The organism is Paenibacillus diazotrophicus, assembly GCF_042610465.1.
Window position 1 is genome coordinate 1 of the sequence record NZ_JBGJZN010000011.1, and the last position, 22,199, is coordinate 22,199.

Here is a 22,199-nt window from a genome sequence, read left to right on the forward strand (position 1 = left end):
ATGGAGCTGACCAATACTAATCGGTCGAGGGCTTATCCAAGAAATAAAACGCAGATTCGTTTCGGATTCAGTTTTCAGGAATCAATTTCCTGTATGGATTTACATGGCTATATCAATTGGAGAGATACCCAAGTGGCTATAAGGGGACCCTCTGCTAAGGGGTTAGACTGCGTAAGCGGTGCGAGGGTTCGAATCCCTCTCTCTCCGCCATTTCAAATCCATTACCATGTTATTGTGGCGGCGTAGCTCAGCTGGCTAGAGCGTACGGTTCATACCCGTGAGGTCGGGGGTTCGATCCCCTCTGCCGCTACCATACATACCTGGAGGCTTAGCTCAGCTGGGAGAGCATCTGCCTTACAAGCAGAGGGTCGGGGGTTCGAACCCCTCAGCCTCCACCATTTTTATCTTTTTGGATTCAGGTTTTACACCGTGCCGGTGTAGCTCAACTGGTAGAGCAACTGACTTGTAATCAGTAGGTTGGGGGTTCAAGTCCTCTCGCCGGCACCATTTTCTATAAAATGCGGAACCGTGGTGTAGTTGGCCTAACATGCCTGCCTGTCACGCAGGAGATCGCGGGTTCGAATCCCGTCGGTTCCGCCATTTTTTTATTTTGAAGCTTGTTTATATGGCTCGGTAGCTCAGTCGGTAGAGCAAAGGACTGAAAATCCTTGTGTCGGGGGTTCGATTCCCTCCCGCGCCACCATATTGTGGAGGCTTAGCGAAGTGGCCAAACGCATCAGACTGTAAATCTGCTCACGTACGTGTTCGGTGGTTCGAATCCATCAGCCTCCACCAGTTTTATGAGCCATTAGCTCAGTTGGTAGAGCACCTGACTTTTAATCAGGGTGTCGAAGGTTCGAGTCCTTCATGGCTCATTCCAATCTGAANGTTTTATGAGCCATTAGCTCAGTTGGTAGAGCACCTGACTTTTAATCAGGGTGTCGAAGGTTCGAGTCCTTCATGGCTCATTCCAATCTGAAAGTCATCACCTTTAGGTGGTGGCTTTTTTGTGTTTTCAGAATTTTTGATGATAATGTACTGAGGGGAGTTTAAGTTTTCTGTCTCCGTTTAAGTATATGGTTATAACGTAAGCAGAAATGAGGGAATATCCATGATATATGATGCTATTATTGTAGGAGGCGGGTTTGCGGGTCTTCAGGCAGCCATTCAATTAGGCCGTTACTCTGCTCACCGTGTGCTTGTGGTAGATGCCGGAGATGGAAGGTCCAAATTTTGCAGAAGCTATCACAATATTTTGGGGTGGCCAGATGGGATATCAGGAGAGGAAATACGGGCCAGAGGGCGGAAACAGGCAGAAAGTACAGGGGTAGAATTCAAAACAGATAAAATTGTAAAAGCTGAGAAGCCGGATGGTTATTTTTTATTGCAAGGAGAGCATGGCCAGACCTACCAATGTAAACTGCTGCTATTGGCAACAGGGGTTATGGACCGTTTTCCTGAACTGCCCGGATTGATCCCTACACTTGGTAAAACCGTTTATGTCTGCCCGGATTGTGACGGTTATGAGATTCAGGATCGGCAGACAGTGTTGATAGGCTCGGGGGATGCAGGAGCTCAGATGGCTTTTATTTTACGCGAACGTACTGGAGATCTAACGTATGTCAACCATGAGATGTTCCCGGTATCTAAAGAGAGTATGGATCGGATGATTGATGAAGATATCGTATATATAGAACAGCCCGTGGTGAGAGTGGAAACGGTGGATGATGGGAGGATACAAGGTGTAACGTTGACAAATGAAATAACAATTCCGGCAGAACGTGGATTTATTGCCTTTGGTCATAATCCGGTACATTCTGAGCTTGCGGGGAACTTAGGAATTTCCCTTCATAAAAATAAGCATATTGAGGCGAATAGACGCTCCTTGATGACAGATGTGGAGCATGTATGGGTGGCAGGGGATGTGGCGGTACATGCTGAGCAGGCTACAGTAGCCATGGGAGAAGGGGCAATCGCAGGTATCTGGATGCATAAGGAATTACGAAAGTTAAACCCTGTCACTTTGCCACCAGCGAAAAAGCGGCACATCCACGCCAAATGATATTTTTGCTGATCACTACACCGTTTTTGCTGAGGCGCATATTGTCCACAAATGTGATAAAATAGGCGAAAAGAGCAAAAGTGGTGGAGTATGGTGACGATGGATAGTGAGATTTTGCGTCAAAAGTTGGAGCAACTCACCGGAAAGAAAACCGGAATCAAACAGCTTGGGAGGCAGCATTCGGCTTCCCTTTTTGGCATAGGCACAGATGAACAGGAACAGCCAGTGTTTCACGAGGGACATTTATGGGTTCCATTGTACGAGAATGAAGGAAGAATAACGGCAATTTGGCTGGAGCTGGAGGGCCTGACTCCTTTAGAAGTACAATTGGTCAATTATGCTGCACGGAATTTTGCTATAGCCCTAAAGGCTACAGGACTCAAAGAAGAAGGCGAACTGGAAGCCCGCCAGCTCAGCGTCTGGTTAAATACTCAGTTAGAGCAGGAAAAGAATGATGCGGAAATCCCTGATGAGATGACTTTAAAGGGACGGCTGGTGGGGGAGATGATCCCATTCCTGCTAGTCAGCGAAAATGTTCATAACCCGCAAGTGACCTACCGCTCACTGATGAAGCTACTGCGAAGTTATTTTGAGAATGAAATTCTGCTTATTCCACTTCAGGAGAAAGAATGGTTAATATTAGCCCGTAAGGAACTGCTCACCGGCGGGGATGATAAAGAAGATGAAGAAGAGAGTGCTGAGGATCTGCTGGCTCAGACTTGTATGGGACTGCATGAACTGATTGCCAGCGAGTGGGTGGGAGTTTTTCACCTGGCAGTAGCACCAGCCATTATTCCTGTGAAGGGATTGACTGGGTCAGTAGCTTTGCTGAGGGAAACGATTATCTTGGGCCGTGTTTTTCAGGTTGGAGACTATATTCATCTTCCCTGGGAGCTTCATATGGAACGGCTGGTAAATAGTATTCCGGATGAGCGCCGCCGTCAGCTGCTTGGACAGATCGGTGATTATACCTCTGTGCTGGCTGACAGGGAGATGCTGCTGACGCTGGAGACTTTCTTTGAGATGGACTGCAATGTCAGTGAAACGGCTAAAAAGCTGTATATCCACCGGAATACGCTGCTCTACAGGCTGGATAAGATTAAACAGGAGACCGGAGCCGATGTCCGGAGCTTTGGAGATGCCGCTATTGTGAAGTTAGCCATGTTATTGTATAAAGTGACGAAAAGAAAATAGGTTTTTTGTGAACGTTACAAATAGCCAGCGCGGCATGTCTGGGGTAAGATAAATATACAAGAAAGCGATTTATTTTTTATCCAAATAATAAACTCGAGGGGGAAATACAATGGCAGGCGTTCGTTTAGAGCATATTTTCAAAAAATACCCGGGTTCCGATAAAGCGACAGTAATCGATATCAATCTTGATATTAAAGATAAGGAATTCTTGGTACTGGTTGGACCTTCCGGTTGCGGTAAATCCACAACTTTGCGTATGATTGCCGGTCTGGAAGAAATTTCCGAAGGTAAAATGTACATTGGTGATCGTGTAGTTAATGATGTAGCTCCAAAAGACCGTGATATCGCGATGGTATTCCAATCTTACGCCTTGTACCCGCACATGAGCGTGTATCAAAACATGGCATTTGGTTTGAAACTGCGTAAAGTGAAAAAAGAAGAAATCGACAAGAAAGTTCGCGAAGCTGCGAAAATTCTCGATATCGAACATTTGCTGGATCGCAAACCAAAAGCATTGTCCGGTGGTCAACGCCAACGTGTCGCACTGGGACGCGCTATCGTACGTGATCCGCAAGTCTTCTTGATGGATGAGCCTCTCTCCAACTTGGATGCTAAACTTCGTGGTCAAATGCGTGCGGAAATCACTAAGCTGGTTAAACGCCTTGAAACCACTTGTATCTATGTAACCCATGACCAGACAGAAGCTATGACAATGGGTGACCGTATCGTAGTTATGTACGATGGTATTATCCAACAGGCTGCTTCTCCTGAAGAGCTGTATAACGAGCCTACGAACCTGTTCGTAGCCGGATTCATTGGTTCCCCTACAATGAACTTTATCAACGGCACATTGTCTGACGTTGGTGGCGCTGTACGCTTCCGTGCTGAGAACCTTGATGTTGAAGTTCCAGGCGGCAAAGCTACTCTGCTTCGCAACAAAGGCTACATCGGCAAAGAAGTAATAATGGGCGTTCGTCCAGAAGATATTCATGAAGAGCCAGTATTCCTGGAAGCTTCACCGAACACAATCTTCACTTCGATGGTTGATGTTACTGAAAACCTTGGTCATGAAATGCTCCTCTACTTGAGCGGTCTTGGCGCTAACACTGTAATTGCACGTGTAGATGGACGCTCCACTACTCGTGAAGGCAGCAAGCCAAAATTGGCCATTGATATGAACAAAATTCACCTCTTCGATAAAGAATCCGAACTTAACATTTTGCTCGGATAATAATAGTAAGACCTGCTTGAAATAAGCCGCCTGAGAAGGCGGCTTTTTTAATAAATATGTCCGATTTTATGAATGGATTTTTCTCTATAGACCTTGAATTTGGACCGAAGCCTGTGCCCCACCGAGTGGGGCTGTTTATATTTACATACTGCTATTTATAAAAGTCGGATTTATATTAGCGCTCATACGGGCGAAACAGCGGCTGTTAAGATTGCATTCATAGACGTTATCCATTAAGATAGCAGGAGAATTACCTGCGGCTGGAATAGGAATTAGGATTAACCAAATGCGGGACGAGCGGATCACACCGCTGGTGACGAAAGGACGGACACACATGGCTAAGAAGGTAAAAGTATCTGAATTGGTGCAGCATTTTCAGTTAGAGGTAGTTTCCGGACATGAGGGTCTGAAAAGACCTATTACCGTGGATGATTTGAATCGTCCGGGACTTGAAATGGCCGGTTATTTTGAATATTATCCGGAGGAACGCGTTCAGCTTCTGGGAAAGACCGAGCTGGCTTTTTTCTCCATGCTACCGGATGAAGAGCGTAAGAGCCGGATTCGCGGGATCTGTAATGATAATACACCGTGTATTGTGATTACGAGAGCGCTTGATGTGCCTCAAGAGCTTATCGACATAAGCAATGAAAAGGGACTGCCGGTGCTGCGCAGTTCGATGGCGACAACCATATTTTCCAGCAGACTGACCAGCTTTTTGGAAGGAAGACTGGCTCCTACTGCCACGATCCATGGTGTTCTGTGTGATGTGTATGGTGTGGGCATGCTAATTACCGGCAGCAGTGGTATCGGTAAAAGTGAGACAGCGCTTGAGCTCGTAAAACGCGGACACCGTTTGATTGCCGATGATGCGGTAGAAATCCGCCAGACCTCGGATAATCAGCTTCATGGTACGGCACCGGAGCTTATCCGCCATCTGTTGGAAATCCGCGGTGTTGGGATCATCAATGTGATGACACTGTTTGGTGCGGGAGCTATTCGTAACCATAAACGGATTACACTTGTGATCCGGTTAGAAGCCTGGCAGCAGGACAAGCAGTATGACCGGCTTGGACTGGACGAAGAAACGACCAGAATTATTGATACGGATGTACCCCTTGTAACAATTCCAGTGCGTCCTGGACGTAACCTTGCGGTTATTATAGAGGTGGCAGCAATGAACTATCGTTTGAAGCAGATGGGCTTTAATGCGGCTCTGCAATTTACGAATAAGCTTACTGCAACCATATCGGAAGACATGGATGATTTGGACTAGGAGTGTGAGAGTATGTTTTTTACATTAGCGATTGATCCGATTGTCTTCTCCATCGGTTCTCTGCCGGTTCACTGGTATGGATTAATACTTGGTGTAGGTGCGTTGGTTGGATTACTTCTGGCGATCCAGGAAGGTAAACGCTTCAACATTTCACAGGAATTCTTCATGGATATGCTGCTTCTTGGATTGCCTTCGGCCATCATTGGTGCCCGGATTTATTATGTAGCGTTCAAATGGGAGGATTATAAGGATAACTTTGCAGATGTCTTCAAAATCTGGAATGGCGGGATCGCTATTTATGGTGCTCTGATCGGCGCGATTATTTGCGGCATCATTTATTTCCGCTATAAAGGGTATCCCTTCTGGCGGATTATTGATATTTGCGCACCCGGACTGCTCGCAGGTCAGATGATCGGACGCTGGGGCAATTTCGTGAACCAGGAAGCGTATGGTGGCGTTGTGGAAGAGTCCTTCCTTCGCAATAAGCTGCATCTTCCTGATTTCATTGTGAACCAGATGTACATAGGAGATGCTTTTCATCACCCGACTTTCTTGTATGAATCCCTCTGGAGTCTGGTGGGTATCCTACTCCTGCTGGTGCTCCGCCGGCAAAAGTTCGTACGTGCAGGTGAAATTTTCCTGACGTATTTCATTTGGTATTCGATCGGCCGCTTCTTCATCGAGGCGCTTCGTACAGACAGTTTGGGGTTTCAAGGAAGTAGCGGGCTTGCATCTTTCCTGAATGGATTGTGGGCACCAATGAAGTGGTTTGGTTTTGAACAAGGATATCTCGATCCAGCTTATGGGAACATCCGCAGCTCGCAGCTGCTGGCACTGCTGACCATACTAGCGGCTATAATTATAATCATTGTCCGACGGGTAACGGGTAAACCCAAGGATCATTACTCTGATCCTATTGTCAGTACTAAGGCCACTGCCGCAGATACGATAGTTCCGGAAAGTGCGGTACACACGCCGCATAGTGCTCCACCGGCTAGACAGCCGGAACCGGACAAGACACCGGATAAAGTATCGGAGGAGTAGTAGAAACTAATGATAGAATGTGTACTATTTGATCTGGACGGAACCATTGTAAATACAAACGAACTGATTATCAACTCATTCATGCATGCACTGAGAGAGAATAATCTTCCCCCCTTAACCCGGGAGCAGATTATTCCCCATATGGGAACCACGCTTCAGCAGCAGATGAGAGTTTTTTCTGGTCTCGATGATACCAGTGTGCTGGAGCTTGCCTACCGAGCCTATAACAATGCCCACCATGACGAGCTGATTGGTTCTTTTCCCCGTGTGAATGAAACGATGGAAGAATTGTCACGCCGCGGCATCAAACTGGGTATTGTAACGACCAAGATCCGTCCAACCACGATCAAGGCGCTGGAGATGTTCGATCTGCTGAAGTATATGGAGACGATTGTTACCGTAAGCGATGTAGTTCAGCCCAAACCACACCCGGAGCCGGTTCTAATGGCTGTCAGCAATCTGGGAGTTGACCCGCAAAAAACACTGATGGTTGGTGACAGTGTGGTTGATATTCAATCAGCCAAGGCAGCAGGTGTTATTGCAGCTGGAGTAGCCTGGTCGCTCAAAGGTGAAGAGACGTTACGGAAATATGGACCTGACTACATCATTCATGATATGAAGGATATCTTTGATATTGTGGATCAGGGGTCGATGAGACGGTGAGAAGAGTAACCCGCTACCCCGTGGAAGGACATAACTCCCTTTGGTACATTTATCGCACGGTTAACCCCTGGAAGGGTGTACGCAATTTTATTTTTATACAGATTGCCCGTTATTGTCCGTACCTACCGCTTAAGAACTGGATATACCGCAGTGTTCTGGGTATGAAGGTTGGCAAGCACACAGCGTTTGGATTGATGGCTATGGTTGATGTGTTTTTCCCGGAGAAGATTACAGTGGGTGAGAATTCCGTGATCGGCTACAACACAACCATTCTTGCACATGAATACCTGATCAAGGAGTACCGCTTGGGCGAAGTTATTATTGGTGAAAATGTGTTGATCGGCGCCAATACTACAATTCTGCCTGGTGTAACTATCGGGGATGGAGCGGTTGTAGCGGCAGGTTCGGTAGTGCATAAGGATGTTGCAGCGGGTTCGTTTGTTGGAGGTAATCCTTTGCGGGTGCTACGGTCGTCGGCCGAGATGAATACCGCAGAAGTACTCGAGGATAATTAATGGAAAAAATATGGCCCTGCAGTATCAGGTTGCGTGCACTTACGCAGGAACTGCGGGGTTTTGTTGTGAAAATTAGATAAGGCACCTGGGGTGCAAGTTCACAGGAGGAAATAAAATGGGACAAAAGGAAAGAATCCCGCAGCTGGATATATTTCGGGCAGTTGCGATATTTGCGGTGATCGCAATACATGCCACTTCACGCACACTTGCAGAGACTTTGGATACCTCGATGTTCCATCCGTTTTTATTCATTAACAAGTTCAGCCAATTCGCGGTACCTTCATTTATTTTTCTGAGCGGATTTGTGTTGTTCTACAATTATATTGACCGCCCGCTAAGCGGGAAAACGCTGGGGAAATTTTATAGCCGCAGGCTAATATATATTATATTGCCCTATATTGTCTTTTCACTTATGTACTTTATTCTAAAAATGACTGCCGGTCATACCTGGGGGATGCCTGCAGATGAAATGGCCCGTAAACTGGGCAAGTATCTGCTGACGGGGACGGCGTATACGCATCTGTACTACATCATTATTATTATCCAGTTCTATGTGCTGTTCCCGCTGATGTTGTGGTGCCTGCAAAAGGTCCGGCGTCTCGCTGCCTGGGCTCCGGTATTGGGGCTGCTGTTGCAATGGGGATTCGTGCTGCTTAACAAATACATGACTAATCACGGGTACTGGCATCTGTCCAAGGGGAGTTTGGCCATTACTTACTTCTCCTATTTCCTGCTGGGGGCAGCGATTGCCGTCTACTATGGCTCATTGAAAAAATGGCTGATCCTCTCGCGTGAGGGATGGCGTTCCGGTAAAGGTCCGGGGTGGGTTGCGCTCTGGTTACTATGGGCTGCCGCAGGAGTGATTCATGTAGAGCTTTGGTTCAATAACTATACGAAAAAAACAGTAATTAACAGTCTATGGTATGAAGGTTTCTCCAATCTGCATGCGCTGCTATCCTGTATTGTGCTTCTGCAGCTGTCGTTCCTGCTATATGGGACAGGCCGCCGTCTGCTGAGCCGTCTGCTGATCTCTATCGGTGCCTGTTCCTTTGGGATCTATCTGCTACATCCGGCACTACTGTTCCTATACAGAAAAATTCCGTTTCACGGAGGTTCGCTTGCGTATATGGCGGCCATTGCCGGGGGTTGGCTTGTAGCCTTGCTGGGTTCGTGGCTCTTGGTTGCTCTCGTCTTCCGCTATGTGAAGCCTGCCTGGATTGTATTCGGTTCTGGACCGAAGATGCCGCAGAAAAATGTATCCATGTAGCAGCCATTATTTCAATACTCTAAAATAAAGCGCCGACGTTCGCTTCCTGCGATTTGTCGACGCTTTATTTGGTATATGAAGAAAATGGCGAAGAAAGGTATTATTCTCCGGCTTGCTCCCGCTGAAAATCGGCGATGGCCTGATACTGGCCTTCCAGGCTGCGGAATACCGAAATAAAAATAGGCAGCAGTTGTTTATAGACTTTGGCATGCTCCGGAACTGGATGATGGCGGTGGGTAGAGCCGATCATTTGGAAAACAACATCAAAGGAGTCAATGCGTCCGGTGGCGTAAAGGCCAAGCACGACCGCACCAAGACAGGAGCTTTCGAAGCTTTCGGGAATGATAACCTCCTGATCAAAAATATCAGCCATCATCTGCCGCCATAGAGATGAGCGGGCAAAACCTCCAGTGGCATGAATCTTGACCGGTTGTCCGATCTGCTCCTCCATAGCCAGCAGTACAGTATACATGTTGAAAATGATACCTTCCAGAACAGAACGGATCATGTGCTCTTTATGGTGATTCATTGTTAGGCCAAAAAAGGAACCCCGGGCATCCGGATTCCATAGCGGTGCACGTTCTCCGGTAAGATAAGGATGGAAGAGAAGGCCATTACTGCCTGGCGGAACCTGCTCTGCAATACGTGTTAACACCTCATAGGGGTCAATGCCGAGACGTTTCGCTGTCTCCACCTCGGAGGCAGCGAATTCATCACGAACCCAGCGGAAAAGCATTCCTCCGTTGTTCACCGGTCCGCCAATGACCCAGTGCTTCTCAGTCAGGGCGTAACAGAAGATCCGACCCTTAGGATCGGTAAGCGGCCGGTCGACAACCGTGCGGATGGCCCCGCTGGTTCCAATCGTGGCCGCAACGACCCCAGGTTTAATGGCACCAACTCCGAGATTGGAGAGGACACCGTCACTGGCTCCAACTATAAAAGGTGTGGAAGGCAACACACCTAGCTTTTCGGCCCAACCTGGCAGCAGACCCTGCATAACCTGAGTTGTGGGTACAGGCTTGGAGAGCTGCTTTGTAGTAATACCGGCAATACGCAGCGCCTCCTCATCCCATTCCAGCTGTTCTAAATTGAACATGCCTGTGGAGGAAGCAATAGAATGGTCAATGACATATTCACCGAAAAGCTTGGCGAAGATGTATTCCTTAATGGAGATGAATTTGTACGTCTGGCGGAATAGCTCCGGCTGCTCCTCTCCCAGCCACATCAGCTTGGTGATCGGAGACATGGGATGGATGGGTGTTCCGGTGCGCAGATACAGTTCATGTCCGTCCAGTTCGTCCCGCAGACGAGTGGCATAAGCAGCGCTGCGGTTATCCGCCCAGGTGATACAGGCGGTTAAGGGACTACCGGTACTGTCAACAGCAATCACACTGTGCATGGCGGAGCTGAACGAAAGAAACAGGACAGACTCCGGGGGGATGGCGCTGTCTTTCATGACCGTCTGGACTGTATGGATTACGGCATGTAATATTTGCTCGGGATCCTGCTCTGCTACTGAAGGCGAAGGCGTGTGGAGCGGATAGCCGAGACTAGCTTGTGCGGCAATTTTCCCATTTTCCTCAAAGAGAACAGCTTTGGTGCTAGTAGTTCCAATATCGACGCCAATCATGTAGGATATGCTCAATCGTCAGACCTTCTTTCTAGTGGAAATGCGGAAATCGGGCCGGACTGAAAGTTTCAGCCGCCCCGTCCCGCTTTTCGGATATTCTGGAGATGTAAGAATTATAAGATATCATTAGAGCCTTAGACAAAGATGCTTAGAATCATGATGAAAGTTAAACCGACCACTGACAGAATGGTCTCCATCACCGTCCATGATTTCAAGGTCTGCACTACAGACATGCCGAGGAATTCCTTGATCATCCAGAAGCCGGCATCATTCACATGGGAGAGCACCAGAGAGCCGGCACCCGTAGCAAGCACTGCAAGTTCGATGTTTACGCCAGGCGTTACGGCAAGTACCGGCGCGACAATTCCGGCGGCTGTTGTCATGGCTACAGTGGCTGAACCGGTTGCCACACGAATCAAGGCAGCAATCAGCCACGCGAACAAAATAATATTCACATGGGTTTGTGTAGCCAGCGCGGCAATGGCCCCGCCTACGCCGCTGTCGATTAAGACTTGCTTGAATGCTCCACCGCCTCCAATGATCAGAATAATAGAAGCTGTGGGTGCCAGACATTCACTTGTGAAGCGTGAGATTTCATCTTTCTTGAAGCCGCGTGCAAAACCCAGCGAGAAGAAGGAAAAGACGGCTGCAATGAGCAGGGCAATGATCTCATGCCCAATAAATTTCGCAAAGGGTGTAAAAGCATTAGTGGCCTCAGGATCTATAATATCAGCTACAGACCCCATTAGCATCAATATAACAGGCAGCAGAATGGTTAATAGGGTAATTCCGAATCCCGGGAGTTCCCGGACGCTTTTTGCAGCAAATTGCTCAGCCAGCTCCCGGGGAGGCTCTACATTTATCCGTTTGCCTATAAATTTACCGAATAACGGTCCCGCAATAATTGCCGTAGGCAGACCTACAATAACTGAATATAAAATCGTTTTACCCAAATTTGCACCGTAGGCCCCAATAGCAATCATAGGCGCCGGATGTGGCGGAACCAGTCCGTGGACCGTCGACAAGCCGGCTAGAATCGGGATTCCAATTTGCAGGAGAGGCATTTTTGTTTTACGTGCTACCATAAAGACCACTGGGATAAGCAGGATTAAGCCAACTTCAAAAAATACGGGAATCCCTACAACAAACCCAACCAGCATCATAGCCCAATGAACTCTCTTTTCTCCGAACCGGTCTACCAGCGTATTTGCAATTCGCTCCGCGCCTCCGGATTCGGCCATCATTTTCCCCAGCATCGTACCAAGGCCGATGACGATCGCTATCGTGCCCAGTGTTCCGCCAAGACCTCCGGTTATGGACTTGATCAAAGCCGGATACTCCATCCCTGCGAGCAGGCCAAGGGTTAAGGCAGAAATAAGGAGTGTGACGAAAGGGTTCCATTTATATCTGGCGATAAGCATAACCAGAAAAACAATGACAAGCAACGTCCAGACGAGCAGTGTCGCATTATGACTGAGTCCGAATAAATTTTCCATAGTTAACGGGACCTCCCTTTGTTGGCTTCAAGTCTATATTGAGCGCTTTCAATAAAAATGATTCATTAGTATACTTGTCGACAAGATGATCGAAACAAAGGCAGGCCTTTGCTGAAAAAAGGATGCCCTACGGTAGGCTGCGGATAAGCGTTTCTCCGGAGTCGGCGAAATACTCCTGGACTACCTTATGAATGGTTCCGGGATCGCCAGAACGAAGCCCCTCTATAACCGTCCGGTGTTTATCTGCTACCCAGTTCATCCGTTCTTCTCCAAGGGCAAAGCCCTTTTCGGTAGTAATCAGAATGACAGTCATCACGATATAGCGGATGCTGTTCCACAAATGAAGAATCCGGGTATGATGGGCTTCTGTAACAATAGCTTCGTGAAAGGAAAAGTCCTGAAGCGCAAACTCAACATAATCATTGTGTTTAACAGCCAGCTTCATTTTGTCGATGGCCTGTTCAAGCTGTTGGATCAGCGTATCCTGTATATTAACGGCAAGTCTTTGCTGGGCAAAGCTCTCGATAAGGTACCGTACATCATACAACTCTTCAACGTCCCGGATATTCAGGCCCACAACAACGGCTCCCATTCTTTGCAGACGAATTAAGCCTTCGCCCGACAATGATTTAAGCGCTTCCCGAACAGGAGAACGGCTGGTGCCAAAATCTGCAGCAATCCGGTTCTCGGAGAGCACCTCGCCTGGCTTTATTTTTTCATTAATAATCTGAAGCCTGAGTTCACAGGCAATGGATTCTCCGAGAGAGGCTCCTTGCAGCCAAGTAACAGGATAATGCATGAAAAACGACTCCTCTATGTGATTAGTTGTAAGCTAAAACCTGGGATTTCATTAATTTTAGCATACAATGTCTTCACGGTTCCATCAGTTTAACATGCTTACCTTCCAGCACGGAGATCAAGTTGCAAATTGATTCTATTGATCCTCCCGCACAACAGCATGACCGCCAAATTCATTGCGGAGCGCGGCGACCACCTTACCGTGGAAAGTATCTTCCTCGAGGGAACGGTAACGCATCAGAAGTGAGAGGGCAATAACCGGTGTGCTGGCTTCAAGGTCAAGAGCGGTTTGTACTGTCCATTTCCCTTCACCTGAGCTTTGCATCACTCCGCGTATCCCAGAGAGCTTCGAATCTTTGGCAAAAGCGCTCTGCGCAAGTTCCATGAGCCAACCGCGGATTACGGAGCCATTCGACCACAGCTGGGCGACCTGTTCATAGTTGAAGTCAAAATTACTTTTCTCCAGCAGCTCAAAGCCCTCGGCAATGGACTGCATCATTCCATACTCAATACCATTATGAATCATTTTGAGAAAATGACCGCTGCCGCTTTCCCCTGCATATAGGTAACCGCGTTCAACCGCGAGATCACGGAACAGGGGCTCAATAGCCGGGAATACTTCGGGATCACCGCCAACCATAAAGCAGGCTCCATGCTCAGCCCCTTCTGTTCCGCCGGATGTGCCTGTATCAAACAAATAGATGCCTTGTTCTCTAAGCTTCTCTGAACGCGCGATAGACTCCTTATAATGGGAATTACCGCCGTCGATAATAATATCCCCCGCCTCCAGCAACCCGGCCAGAGTATCAATCACTCCACTTACAATCTCTCCGGCAGGGACCATAACCCAGATCATTCGCGGATGCTCAAGGTTCGCTACTACTTCCTCCAGGGATTCAGCGGCAAGTGCACCCCGTTCTGCTAATTCAAGTCCCATTTGCGGGTTGATATCGCTTACCACAAGGTCATGCCCATGGTTCAGCAGGTTCAACGCCAGGTTAAAACCCATCTTGCCTAATCCAATCATACCCACTTTCATTGTTGTCCACTCCTTGGCAGATTATTTTAGACTATCTTGTGTACTTGTATACAACTTTGTTTGTATCATACTACTGTGGTTAATCATTTGTAAAGAGTAAATTTGTAAGCGGTTTATATTGTGGTGAATGGGCTCTGGTTGACACACACATAGGAAGAATGGCTGGCTGCAGCATATAAAAATCTGAACTTACTCTATATGTAAACAATTATGCTATTCTTATATCAAAGCTTCAATTGACGTAAGGGATAGTCCGTGATACGATATTGCCACTGCTTTACTTTACTACCACTGTACCATAGTAAAGTGTTTACACTTACTTATTGATGATATCTGACGAGGTGACCAATGAAGATGTCCAAACCAAAGGGATTCGAGAAGCCGGCCGGCGTACGTGATTATCTCCCGCGTGCAGTGGCCAAACTGCGCAAGATCGAAAATGATGTGCTGCACTGCATGAGCCGCTGGGGATACCGGCAGATGATTACGCCTACTTTGGAATATTACGATACGGTCGGGGTGGCTAGCTCCACTTCGGACCAGAAGCTCTATAAATTACTTAACAACCGCGGGCAGGCACTAGTGCTGCGTTCGGAGATGACCGCACCGGTGGCGCGTGTGGTTTCTTCACTGTTAAAAGACGAGCCGTTGCCTCTCCGCCTGTCCTATCACGCCAATGTATTCCGGGCCATTGAGGAAGAAGCGGGGCGGGAAGCAGAATTCTTCCAGACCGGAGTAGAGCTTGTCGGGGATGATTCACCGGAGGCCGATGCCGAGGTTGTAGCGCTGGCGATTTCCTCGCTGCAGGCGGCGGGGGTAAAGTCCTTCAAAATCGCCATGGGGCATGTCGGCTTCCTAGACGGCCTGTTTCAAGAAGCGGTGGACGGTCTTCCGGAAGCACAGGAGGAACTGAAGAATCATTTGCTAAACCGTGATTATGTGGCCTTCCGAGAGACGCTTCGCCAGCTTTCGCTGACCGAGGCGCAGAAGAGTGAACTGGACGGACTGCTACGGCTGCGGGGTGGCAAGGAAATCTGCAGTCAGGCTCTGGAACTCAGCAACCATCCGCTGGCCCGCACCTCCATTGAGCATCTATGTAAGGTATGGGAGGTACTGGTGTCTTACGGAGTCTCCCAGCATGTGCTGATTGATCTGACGATGATTGGAGACTTCTCCTATTATACGGGGATGACATTCGAAGGCTATGCCTCGGAGCTTGGATTCCCGGTGTGCAGTGGTGGCCGTTATGACAATCTGCTGCAGCAATTTGGGCGGCCTATTCCGTCCACCGGATTCTCCTTGAAGACGAACCGTATTCTGGACGGAGTAACCGGCGTGCCGGAAGAGGAAGAGCTTCCGATTCTGATCCAGTATGACGCGCTCCGGCGCAAGGAAGGCCTGGAGGAAGCAGCACGGCTGCGGGCTGAAGGACATGTTGTGGTGACGCGGCTGGCCAATGAGGCTAGTGATCTGAAGGTAGTGAAGCGCCTGGACCCGAATGTGGTTGAAGCGGAAGGCGAGTCATACGGAGAGATTTATACATTCGTTTCTTTTGTTAGTGAGCATGGCTGAGGGTTAACTTAATATACAGGTGTATAGGCAAAGATATGGAGACGGAGGTCAATGATTATGGCGCAGATATTGAAGGTGGCCATGCCGAAAGGCCGGATCTACAATAAAGCGGCGGAGCTGTTCCGTCAAGCGGGACTGCCGATTCCACCCGATGGTGAAGAGTCGCGCAAGCTGGTGATTTCATTGCCGGAAGCGGGAATGGAATTTATCCTGGCCAAACCGGTGGATGTTCCTACATATGTAGAATATGGTGTAGCGGATATTGGAATTGTCGGTAAAGATGTGCTTTTGGAGGAAAATCGTGATGTCTACGAGCTGCTGGATCTGGGGATCGCGCGCTGCCGGATGTCAATTATCGGTCTGCCGAACTGGCAGCCGGGTATTCAGCAGCGGGTGGCGACGAAATACCCGAATGTGGCTTCACGTTATTTTCGCGAACAGGGGCAGCAGGTAGAAGTGGTGAAGCTGAATGGTTCCATTGAGCTTGCGCCGCTAATCGGCCTTGCTGACCGTATTGTGGATATGGTGGAGACCGGGCAGACGCTGAAGGATAATGGGCTGGTGGAGATGAAGAGCATCTTTGAGATCACAAGCCGCCTTGTGGCCAACCGAGTAAGTTACCGCATGAAGAATGAAGAGATCCAGCAGCTGTGCGATCGCCTCCAGGCGGTTATCACCGGAACGGGAGCAGCAACGGGTGGAGTAGAACGCTAAGGATGTAAAAGGGGGAAGCAGCGGTGAAGGTTCAATCGAGCAAGGATTTTAAGCTTCAGCGTGAAGTAGAGTACGGAACGCCTGAGCAGAATAAGGCCGTGAAGGAAATTGTGGCCGATATTAAAAAAGAGGGCGACGCGGCCCTGCTCCGCTATACGGAGCGGTTCGACGGCGCTGCACTTACTGCAGCACAGCTGCGGGTGACGGCAGAGGAGCTCCAGGCTGCATACGGCAGGGTGGAGGAGTCTTTTGTAACTGCGATCCGCGCTGCTGCAGCCAACATCCGGGCGTTTCATGCGCGGCAGAAACGCAATTCCTGGATGGATCTGCAGCCGGACGGCACGATCCTCGGCCAGATCATCCGCCCGCTGAAGCGGGTGGGCGTATATGTTCCCGGCGGCAAGGCAGCCTATCCGTCCTCGGTGCTGATGAACGTGATTCCGGCTCAGATTGCCGGAGTGCCGGAGATTGTGATGGTCACTCCGCCGTCGACTGGCGGCACGGAGGGCATAGATCCTTACATTCTCGTTGCCGCCGCCGAAGCCGGCGTGAACGAGATCTACCGCGTGGGCGGCGCGCAGGCGATCGCCGCACTAGCCTTCGGCACGGAGTCTATCGTGCCGGTCGATAAGATCTGCGGGCCAGGGAACATCTACGTGGCCCTGGCCAAACGCGAGGTCTACGGCGCTGTCGATATCGACAGCATCGCCGGACCGAGCGAGATCGTCGTGCTCGCCGACGATACTGCTGAGGCCGCCTACGTCGCGGCCGACCTGCTCTCGCAGGCCGAGCATGACGAGATGGCCTCGGCCATCTTGGTTACGCCATCGCAGCGCTTGGCGGACGCCGTTGCTGCCGAAGTAGAACGGCAGCTGCAAGAACTTCCGCGCGAGGCCATCGCGCGCGCCTCGGTAGATAATTACGGTGCGATCATCGTTGTCGAGTCGCTGACAGAGGGAGTCGATGTGGTGAACCGGCTTGCACCCGAGCATCTGGAGATTGTAACGGGGGACCCGATGGGTCTGCTCGGCAGCATCGAGAATGCCGGAGCGATTTTCCTGGGCCCGTACAGCTCGGAGCCGGTCGGGGATTATTTTGCCGGCCCGAATCATATTATTCCGACCAATGGCACAGCACGGTTCTCGTCACCGGTTGATGTGGATGATTTCATTAAAAAATCAAGCCTGATCTATTATAGTAAGGAAGCATTGCTGAAGGACGGGGCTACAATTATCGAGCTGGCCCGCCGCGAGGGGCTGGAAGGCCATGCGCGTGCGATAGAAGTCAGATTGCAGATGGAAGCGAAGGGTGGAGACGGAAATGGAAAATAATAATGAGAACCAGGCCGTGCGCCAAGCGGGGCTAAGCCGTACAACTAATGAAACGGATATCAAGCTCTCTCTGGCCGTGGATGGCAGCGGGGTTTCAGAGCTGGAGACGGACGTGCCGTTTCTGAATCATATGCTGGATTTATTTACGAAGCATGGCCAGTTTGATCTGTCCGTGCAGGCGCGGGGCGACATTGACATTGACGATCACCATACCGTGGAGGACATCGGTATTTGTCTGGGACAGGCGCTTCGTGAGGCGCTGGGTGACAAAAAAGGCATCAAGCGCTACGCCAATGTCTTCATCCCTATGGATGAGGCACTGGCTCAGGTGGTTATCGATATCAGTAACCGTCCGCATTTTGAGTATCGTGCTACGTATCCATCGCAGCAGGTTGGGAGCTTCTCCACAGAGCTGGTGCATGAATTTCTGTGGAAATTTGCCCTGGAGGCGCGGATTACGCTGCATGTGATTGTGCACTATGGCTCGAATACCCACCACATGATCGAGGCTATATTCAAGGCGCTGGGCCGGGCGCTGGATGAAGCGACGCTGATTGATCCGCGCGTGAAGGGTGTGCCTTCCACGAAGGGAGTGCTGTAGAATGACCGTTGCTATCGTCGACTACGGCATGGGCAATCTGCATAGTGTCAGCAAGGCGGTGGAACGACTCGGGTATCAATGTCTTGTGACGGGTGAAGCCGGAGAGATTCTGGCTGCCGATAGCGTCATTCTGCCGGGTGTCGGTGCATTCGGCGATGCGATGGAGCATCTGCGGGAGACCGGGCTGGATACTGTGGTCAAAAAAGCCGCATCTTCGGGTCAGCCGGTGCTGGGGATATGCCTGGGAATGCAGCTTCTGTTCAGCAGCGGCGAAGAGTACGGCACTCATGAAGGGCTTGATCTTCTGCAGGGTTCGGTGGTCCGATTTGCGCCGCGCGAGGGCTACAAAGTTCCGCATATGGGCTGGAACAAGCTAGAATTCCTACAGCCGCAGAGTCCTTTGTTCAAGGATCTTGAAGCGGGTCATGTGTATTTTGTTCACTCATTCCATGCTGTCATGGCTCAGCAGAGCGACCTGCTCGCCATCACAGATTACGGGCATCCGGTTACGGCTATTGTTGGCCGGGAGAATGTATTCGGCATGCAGTTTCATCCGGAGAAAAGCGGAGAGCTGGGAATGAAGCTGCTGGGTAATTTCCTGCAACTGAAGGGTAAGCGGGAATAAGCCCGCTCTGTATATTGAAATTATGCAACTCTCTAAATAACTATATTGTAGCGAAAGTGGGAGACCTCATGTCTTTTATCGTATATCCGGCGATTGATATCCGGGATGGGAAATGTGTCAGACTGCAACAGGGGGATTACAACCAAGAAACGATATATAACGACAGTCCGCTGAAGGTAGCCAGATCATGGGAAGAGCAGGGCGGGAAATTTATTCATCTCGTGGATTTGGACGGAGCCAAGGCCGGACATCCTGTTAATGATACGATCATCGGGGCGATCGCCAAAAATGCGGGTGTCCCTGTCCAGGTAGGCGGAGGCCTCCGCACGATTGCGGATGTGGAGAAGCTGCTGGGTCTCGGCGTCAGCCGTGTCATTATCGGAACAGCGGCGATTAATGACCATGCCTTCACTGAGGCAGTGCTCGCCAAATACGGCGACAAGGTTGCGATCGGCATCGATGCCCGGGGCGGTTATGTGGCTACACATGGCTGGCTGAACACTTCCGAGGTTCGTGCAGAGGATCTGGCCAAAGAGCTTGCAGCCAAAGGCGCCGAAACGTTCATATATACCGACATCTCACGTGACGGTATGATGCAGGGTCCGAATATTGAGGGTATCTTGTCCATGGCCGCTAGCAGCGGTAAAACCGTGATCGCCTCGGGCGGGGTCACAAGTCTGGACGACCTCTTGCGCCTTAGCGTACATAGCGGCAGCGGCATTGGCGGTGCGATAGTCGGCAAAGCGTTATATACTGGCAATATAGATCTATCCGAAGCTTTACAGGCTCTGAACGGGAAATAAAAGGTTTTCACTCGAAAGCCAAGGAAAGGGGGGATTCCATGTTAGCCAAACGTATCATTCCCTGTCTGGATGTAAAGGACGGGCGGGTAGTCAAAGGCGTGAACTTTGTGAATCTGCGCGATGCCGGGGATCCGGTAGAGCTGGCGGCATTGTATGACCGGGAAGGTGCCGATGAGCTTGTGTTTCTGGATATTTCCGCCTCTGTGGAGGGACGGGCCACAATGGTTGAAGTTGTGCGGCAGACCGCAGGGGAAATCGCCATTCCCTTTACAGTGGGTGGAGGAATCTCTACTCCGGAGGATATGAAGCGCATCCTGCGTGCGGGTGCGGACAAAATCGGCATCAATACAGCAGCGGTCAACAATCCGCAGCTTATTCTCGAAGGAGCCCGGCGTTTCGGCGCCCAGTGCATTGTAGTGGCGATGGATGCCAAATATAATGAGGCTTGGGGCGAATGGGAAGTATACACGCACGGCGGGCGCAAGCCTACAGGAATCCGCGCGCTGGCCTGGGCCAAGGAGGCTGAGAAGCTGGGAGCAGGTGAGATTCTGCTGACCAGCATGGATGCAGACGGCACTAAGGACGGCTTCGATCTGAAGCTGACCGCTGCGGTCAGCGACCTTCTTACCATTCCTGTGATTGCTTCCGGGGGAGCGGGGAAGATGGAGCATTTTTATGATGTATTTACGGAAGGCAAGGCCGACGCTGGACTGGCCGCGACGATTTTTCACTATAAAGAAATTGCCATTCATGATTTAAAAGCAGATCTGAAGCAAAAAGGGGTAGAGATCCGATGAGCGAAGCAGAGCAAATAACCGCCCAGAGCCAAAAGGAAGTATTAGAGGGCATCCGCTGGAATGAAGCTGGACTGCTCCCTGCTGTAGTGCAGGACGCGAACAGCCTGGAAGTGCTAATGTTTGCCTATATGAATAAAGAATCACTTCAGCTGTCGCTGGAGAGCGGACAGACTTGGTTCTGGAGCCGTTCACGCAGCGAGCTGTGGCATAAAGGCGGGACCTCCGGTAATACCCAGGCGATTACCTCCATCCATTATGACTGCGACAGCGACACGCTGCTGGTGAAGGTTGTACCGGAGGGACCAGCTTGCCATACAGGCGAAACCTCCTGTTTCTTCCGCGAGCTTCCACTGAGCCATCCGTCAGCAGCAGCTACGGATCGGCAAGCGCTGAGCGACAGTGTGCGTTTTGCAGTTCTTGGCGAACTGGAACGGGTAATTGCCGAGCGGGAAGCTGAACGGCCGGAAGGTGCGTATACAACCTACCTGTTCGATAAAGGGGTTGATAAAATCCTGAAAAAGGTGGGCGAAGAGGCCTCAGAAACGATTATCGCCGCCAAAAATAAAGACAATGCCGAGCTGCGGCTTGAAGTCAGTGATTTGATCTACCATCTGCTGGTGCTGCTGCAGGAGCGCAAGCTTCCGCTGGATGAGATTATGGAGGAACTGAGCGCCCGCCATGAACGGCCGCGCCGCGATTAGGAGGGAGCCTTCAGCATGCGTATTGATTACCATACCCACCATGAACGCTGCGGACATGCGGTTGGAACCCTTGAACAATATGTACAGCGGGGGATTGAACTCGGGCTGGAGCATCTCGGTTTGTCCGATCACCTGCCGCTTATTCATGTGGACCCGGAGAACTACTATCCAGAGATGGCGATGCCGCTATCCGAGCTGCCCCGCTACGTGGATGAATGCCTGAGCCTGAAAGAGCGTTACCGTGGACGGATTGAGCTGCGTGTAGGACTGGAAGCCGATTATATCGAAGGTTATGAGGAGCAGATCCGTGAGCTTTTGGCACCGTATCCCTGGGACTATTTGATCGGTTCAGTACATTTTCTCGGCGAATGGGACATTACGGATTTTCGCCAGACTCACGGCTGGGAAGGCCGGGATGTGATGGAGGTCTACCGCCGTTATTATGATGCTGTAAGGAAGTCGGCGTTATCGGGATTATATGATATTATAGGACATATGGATGTTATCAAACGGTTTGGATACGGTCCGCAGACACCGGAGGGGCAGGCCGAGGTGAGGGCGATGGAGCTGGAGACGCTTAGGGCGATAGCAGGCAGCGGCATGGCGATGGAGCTTAATGCTTCGGGGCTTACCAAGCCCTGCGCAGAGATGTTTCCCGCTGAGCATGTGCTGCAGCAGGCACTCGAGCTGGACATCCCGCTTACCTTAGGCTCTGACGCCCACGACCCATTGAAGCTGGGAGACGGTTTGCCGGAAGCCCGCAGCTTGCTGTGGCGCACGGGTTTCCGCGAATTGGCTGTGTTTGAGAATCGTGTTCGTACATTGGTTCCGTTTGAACTATAA

General features: G+C 50.2%; 21 protein-coding genes and 9 tRNA genes. 26 read left to right on the forward strand and 4 right to left on the reverse strand.

The window, feature by feature from the left end; genetic code table 11:
- The first annotated feature begins 118 nt into the window (after positions 1-118).
- From ACAN54_RS27570 to ACAN54_RS27650, 17 genes are all read left to right on the forward strand, one after another.
- A tRNA-Ser gene (locus ACAN54_RS27570) sits at positions 119-210 on the forward strand.
- A 26-nt stretch (positions 211-236) separates the two neighbouring features.
- Positions 237-313: transfer RNA gene (locus tag ACAN54_RS27575), tRNA-Met, on the forward strand.
- A 9-nt stretch (positions 314-322) separates the two neighbouring features.
- Positions 323-398: transfer RNA gene (locus tag ACAN54_RS27580), tRNA-Val, on the forward strand.
- Between the two features lie 33 nt (positions 399-431).
- Positions 432-507 (forward strand) — tRNA-Thr (locus tag ACAN54_RS27585).
- 15 nt (positions 508-522) lie between these two features.
- Positions 523-600: transfer RNA gene (locus ACAN54_RS27590), tRNA-Asp, on the forward strand.
- A 27-nt stretch (positions 601-627) separates the two neighbouring features.
- Positions 628-703, forward strand: a tRNA-Phe gene (locus ACAN54_RS27595).
- A 6-nt stretch (positions 704-709) separates the two neighbouring features.
- A tRNA-Tyr gene (locus ACAN54_RS27600) sits at positions 710-795 on the forward strand.
- 7 nt (positions 796-802) lie between these two features.
- Positions 803-875: transfer RNA gene (locus ACAN54_RS27605), tRNA-Lys, on the forward strand.
- Between the two features lie 20 nt (positions 876-895).
- Positions 896-968 (forward strand) — tRNA-Lys (locus ACAN54_RS27610).
- A 143-nt stretch (positions 969-1,111) separates the two neighbouring features.
- On the forward strand, positions 1,112-2,062 hold the full coding sequence (locus tag ACAN54_RS27615; protein WP_379163354.1) for an NAD(P)/FAD-dependent oxidoreductase: 951 nt from the start codon (positions 1,112-1,114) through the stop codon (positions 2,060-2,062).
- A gap of 99 nt (positions 2,063-2,161) precedes the next feature.
- The gene (locus ACAN54_RS27620) at positions 2,162-3,256 is read left to right on the forward strand and encodes a PucR family transcriptional regulator (protein WP_379163357.1); all 1,095 of its coding nucleotides are present in this window, start codon (positions 2,162-2,164) and stop codon (positions 3,254-3,256) included.
- Between the two features lie 109 nt (positions 3,257-3,365).
- The gene (locus ACAN54_RS27625; protein ID WP_379163360.1) at positions 3,366-4,487 is read left to right on the forward strand and encodes an ABC transporter ATP-binding protein; all 1,122 of its coding nucleotides are present in this window, start codon (positions 3,366-3,368) and stop codon (positions 4,485-4,487) included.
- A gap of 334 nt (positions 4,488-4,821) precedes the next feature.
- A complete protein-coding gene (gene hprK, locus ACAN54_RS27630) occupies positions 4,822-5,760 on the forward strand; it encodes an HPr(Ser) kinase/phosphatase (RefSeq protein ID WP_379163363.1) in 939 nt (312 codons plus the stop codon).
- Between the two features lie 12 nt (positions 5,761-5,772).
- On the forward strand, positions 5,773-6,804 hold the full coding sequence (gene lgt / locus ACAN54_RS27635) for a prolipoprotein diacylglyceryl transferase (protein WP_379163366.1): 1,032 nt from the start codon (positions 5,773-5,775) through the stop codon (positions 6,802-6,804).
- Between the two features lie 9 nt (positions 6,805-6,813).
- Positions 6,814-7,467, forward strand: a complete 654-nt coding sequence (ppaX, locus tag ACAN54_RS27640) for a pyrophosphatase PpaX (protein WP_379163369.1) — start codon at positions 6,814-6,816, stop codon at positions 7,465-7,467.
- Positions 7,464-7,982: an acyltransferase gene (locus tag ACAN54_RS27645; protein ID WP_379163372.1), complete on the forward strand. Its 519-nt coding sequence runs from the start codon at positions 7,464-7,466 to the stop codon at positions 7,980-7,982. Before ppaX ends, ACAN54_RS27645 begins: the two co-directional genes overlap by 4 nt.
- A gap of 115 nt (positions 7,983-8,097) precedes the next feature.
- Entirely contained in the window at positions 8,098-9,249 is a 1,152-nt protein-coding gene (locus ACAN54_RS27650) for an acyltransferase (protein ID WP_379163375.1), read from the forward strand.
- Between the two features lie 100 nt (positions 9,250-9,349).
- Here the strand turns inward: ACAN54_RS27650 and gntK are convergent, their stop codons facing one another.
- The 4 genes from gntK to gnd all read right to left on the reverse strand — a co-directional run bounded on the left by gntK (position 9,350) and on the right by gnd (position 14,212).
- Positions 9,350-10,879 carry a gluconokinase gene (gene gntK / locus ACAN54_RS27655; RefSeq protein ID WP_379163541.1) on the reverse strand — a complete coding sequence of 510 codons (1,530 nt, stop codon included), beginning with the start codon at positions 10,877-10,879 and terminating at the stop codon, positions 9,350-9,352.
- A gap of 134 nt (positions 10,880-11,013) precedes the next feature.
- Entirely contained in the window at positions 11,014-12,375 is a 1,362-nt protein-coding gene (locus ACAN54_RS27660; protein WP_379163378.1) for a GntT/GntP/DsdX family permease, read from the reverse strand.
- Between the two features lie 127 nt (positions 12,376-12,502).
- Entirely contained in the window at positions 12,503-13,174 is a 672-nt protein-coding gene (locus ACAN54_RS27665) for a GntR family transcriptional regulator (protein WP_379163381.1), read from the reverse strand.
- Between the two features lie 135 nt (positions 13,175-13,309).
- Positions 13,310-14,212, reverse strand: a complete 903-nt coding sequence (gnd, locus tag ACAN54_RS27670) for a phosphogluconate dehydrogenase (NAD(+)-dependent, decarboxylating) (protein ID WP_379163384.1) — start codon at positions 14,210-14,212, stop codon at positions 13,310-13,312.
- 354 nt (positions 14,213-14,566) lie between these two features.
- Here gnd and ACAN54_RS27675 point away from each other — a divergent pair, with 354 nt between their 5' ends.
- The 9 genes from ACAN54_RS27675 to hisJ all read left to right on the forward strand — a co-directional run bounded on the left by ACAN54_RS27675 (position 14,567) and on the right by hisJ (position 22,199).
- Positions 14,567-15,784: an ATP phosphoribosyltransferase regulatory subunit gene (locus ACAN54_RS27675; protein ID WP_379163387.1), complete on the forward strand. Its 1,218-nt coding sequence runs from the start codon at positions 14,567-14,569 to the stop codon at positions 15,782-15,784.
- Positions 15,785-15,841: 57 nt separating this feature from the next.
- Entirely contained in the window at positions 15,842-16,498 is a 657-nt protein-coding gene (gene hisG / locus ACAN54_RS27680) for an ATP phosphoribosyltransferase (RefSeq protein ID WP_379163390.1), read from the forward strand.
- Positions 16,499-16,521: 23 nt separating this feature from the next.
- On the forward strand, positions 16,522-17,829 hold the full coding sequence (hisD, locus tag ACAN54_RS27685) for a histidinol dehydrogenase (protein WP_379163393.1): 1,308 nt from the start codon (positions 16,522-16,524) through the stop codon (positions 17,827-17,829).
- Positions 17,819-18,430, forward strand: coding sequence for an imidazoleglycerol-phosphate dehydratase HisB (gene hisB / locus ACAN54_RS27690; protein WP_379163396.1), 612 nt, complete (start codon positions 17,819-17,821; stop codon positions 18,428-18,430). The genes hisD and hisB overlap by 11 nt, the downstream gene beginning before the upstream one ends.
- Position 18,431: 1 nt before the next feature.
- Complete coding sequence (gene hisH, locus ACAN54_RS27695) at positions 18,432-19,055, forward strand: imidazole glycerol phosphate synthase subunit HisH (RefSeq protein WP_379163399.1); 624 nt, start codon at positions 18,432-18,434, stop codon at positions 19,053-19,055.
- Between the two features lie 68 nt (positions 19,056-19,123).
- On the forward strand, positions 19,124-19,858 hold the full coding sequence (gene hisA, locus ACAN54_RS27700) for a 1-(5-phosphoribosyl)-5-[(5-phosphoribosylamino)methylideneamino]imidazole-4-carboxamide isomerase (RefSeq protein ID WP_379163402.1): 735 nt from the start codon (positions 19,124-19,126) through the stop codon (positions 19,856-19,858).
- A 38-nt stretch (positions 19,859-19,896) separates the two neighbouring features.
- Positions 19,897-20,655: an imidazole glycerol phosphate synthase subunit HisF gene (gene hisF, locus ACAN54_RS27705; RefSeq protein WP_025707066.1), complete on the forward strand. Its 759-nt coding sequence runs from the start codon at positions 19,897-19,899 to the stop codon at positions 20,653-20,655.
- Positions 20,652-21,356: a bifunctional phosphoribosyl-AMP cyclohydrolase/phosphoribosyl-ATP diphosphatase HisIE gene (gene hisIE, locus ACAN54_RS27710; protein WP_379163405.1), complete on the forward strand. Its 705-nt coding sequence runs from the start codon at positions 20,652-20,654 to the stop codon at positions 21,354-21,356. Before hisF ends, hisIE begins: the two co-directional genes overlap by 4 nt.
- Before the next feature lie 15 nt (positions 21,357-21,371).
- Complete coding sequence (gene hisJ, locus ACAN54_RS27715) at positions 21,372-22,199, forward strand: histidinol-phosphatase HisJ (protein ID WP_379163408.1); 828 nt, start codon at positions 21,372-21,374, stop codon at positions 22,197-22,199.

Excerpts from the sequence above, each read along its gene's own strand:
- ACAN54_RS27675 (WP_379163387.1), top strand. The coding sequence starts at position 14,567 with ATGTCCAAACCAAAGGGATTCGAGAAGCCGGCCGGCGTACGTGATTAT.
- hisIE (WP_379163405.1), top strand. The coding sequence starts at position 20,652 with ATGAGCGAAGCAGAGCAAATAACCGCCCAGAGCCAAAAGGAAGTATTA.
- hisA (WP_379163402.1), top strand. The coding sequence starts at position 19,124 with ATGTCTTTTATCGTATATCCGGCGATTGATATCCGGGATGGGAAATGT.
- hisJ (WP_379163408.1), top strand. The coding sequence starts at position 21,372 with ATGCGTATTGATTACCATACCCACCATGAACGCTGCGGACATGCGGTT.
- ppaX (WP_379163369.1), top strand. The coding sequence starts at position 6,814 with ATGATAGAATGTGTACTATTTGATCTGGACGGAACCATTGTAAATACA.
- ACAN54_RS27660 (WP_379163378.1), bottom strand. The coding sequence starts at position 12,375 with ATGGAAAATTTATTCGGACTCAGTCATAATGCGACACTGCTCGTCTGG.
- ACAN54_RS27625 (WP_379163360.1), top strand. The coding sequence starts at position 3,366 with ATGGCAGGCGTTCGTTTAGAGCATATTTTCAAAAAATACCCGGGTTCC.
- ACAN54_RS27615 (WP_379163354.1), top strand. The coding sequence starts at position 1,112 with ATGATATATGATGCTATTATTGTAGGAGGCGGGTTTGCGGGTCTTCAG.
- hisF (WP_025707066.1), top strand. The coding sequence starts at position 19,897 with ATGTTAGCCAAACGTATCATTCCCTGTCTGGATGTAAAGGACGGGCGG.
- ACAN54_RS27650 (WP_379163375.1), top strand. The coding sequence starts at position 8,098 with ATGGGACAAAAGGAAAGAATCCCGCAGCTGGATATATTTCGGGCAGTT.
- hisB (WP_379163396.1), top strand. The coding sequence starts at position 17,819 with ATGGAAAATAATAATGAGAACCAGGCCGTGCGCCAAGCGGGGCTAAGC.
- lgt (WP_379163366.1), top strand. The coding sequence starts at position 5,773 with ATGTTTTTTACATTAGCGATTGATCCGATTGTCTTCTCCATCGGTTCT.
- gntK (WP_379163541.1), bottom strand. The coding sequence starts at position 10,879 with ATGATTGGCGTCGATATTGGAACTACTAGCACCAAAGCTGTTCTCTTT.
- gnd (WP_379163384.1), bottom strand. The coding sequence starts at position 14,212 with ATGAAAGTGGGTATGATTGGATTAGGCAAGATGGGTTTTAACCTGGCG.
- hisG (WP_379163390.1), top strand. The coding sequence starts at position 15,842 with ATGGCGCAGATATTGAAGGTGGCCATGCCGAAAGGCCGGATCTACAAT.
- hprK (WP_379163363.1), top strand. The coding sequence starts at position 4,822 with ATGGCTAAGAAGGTAAAAGTATCTGAATTGGTGCAGCATTTTCAGTTA.
- ACAN54_RS27665 (WP_379163381.1), bottom strand. The coding sequence starts at position 13,174 with ATGCATTATCCTGTTACTTGGCTGCAAGGAGCCTCTCTCGGAGAATCC.
- ACAN54_RS27620 (WP_379163357.1), top strand. The coding sequence starts at position 2,162 with ATGGATAGTGAGATTTTGCGTCAAAAGTTGGAGCAACTCACCGGAAAG.
- hisH (WP_379163399.1), top strand. The coding sequence starts at position 18,432 with ATGACCGTTGCTATCGTCGACTACGGCATGGGCAATCTGCATAGTGTC.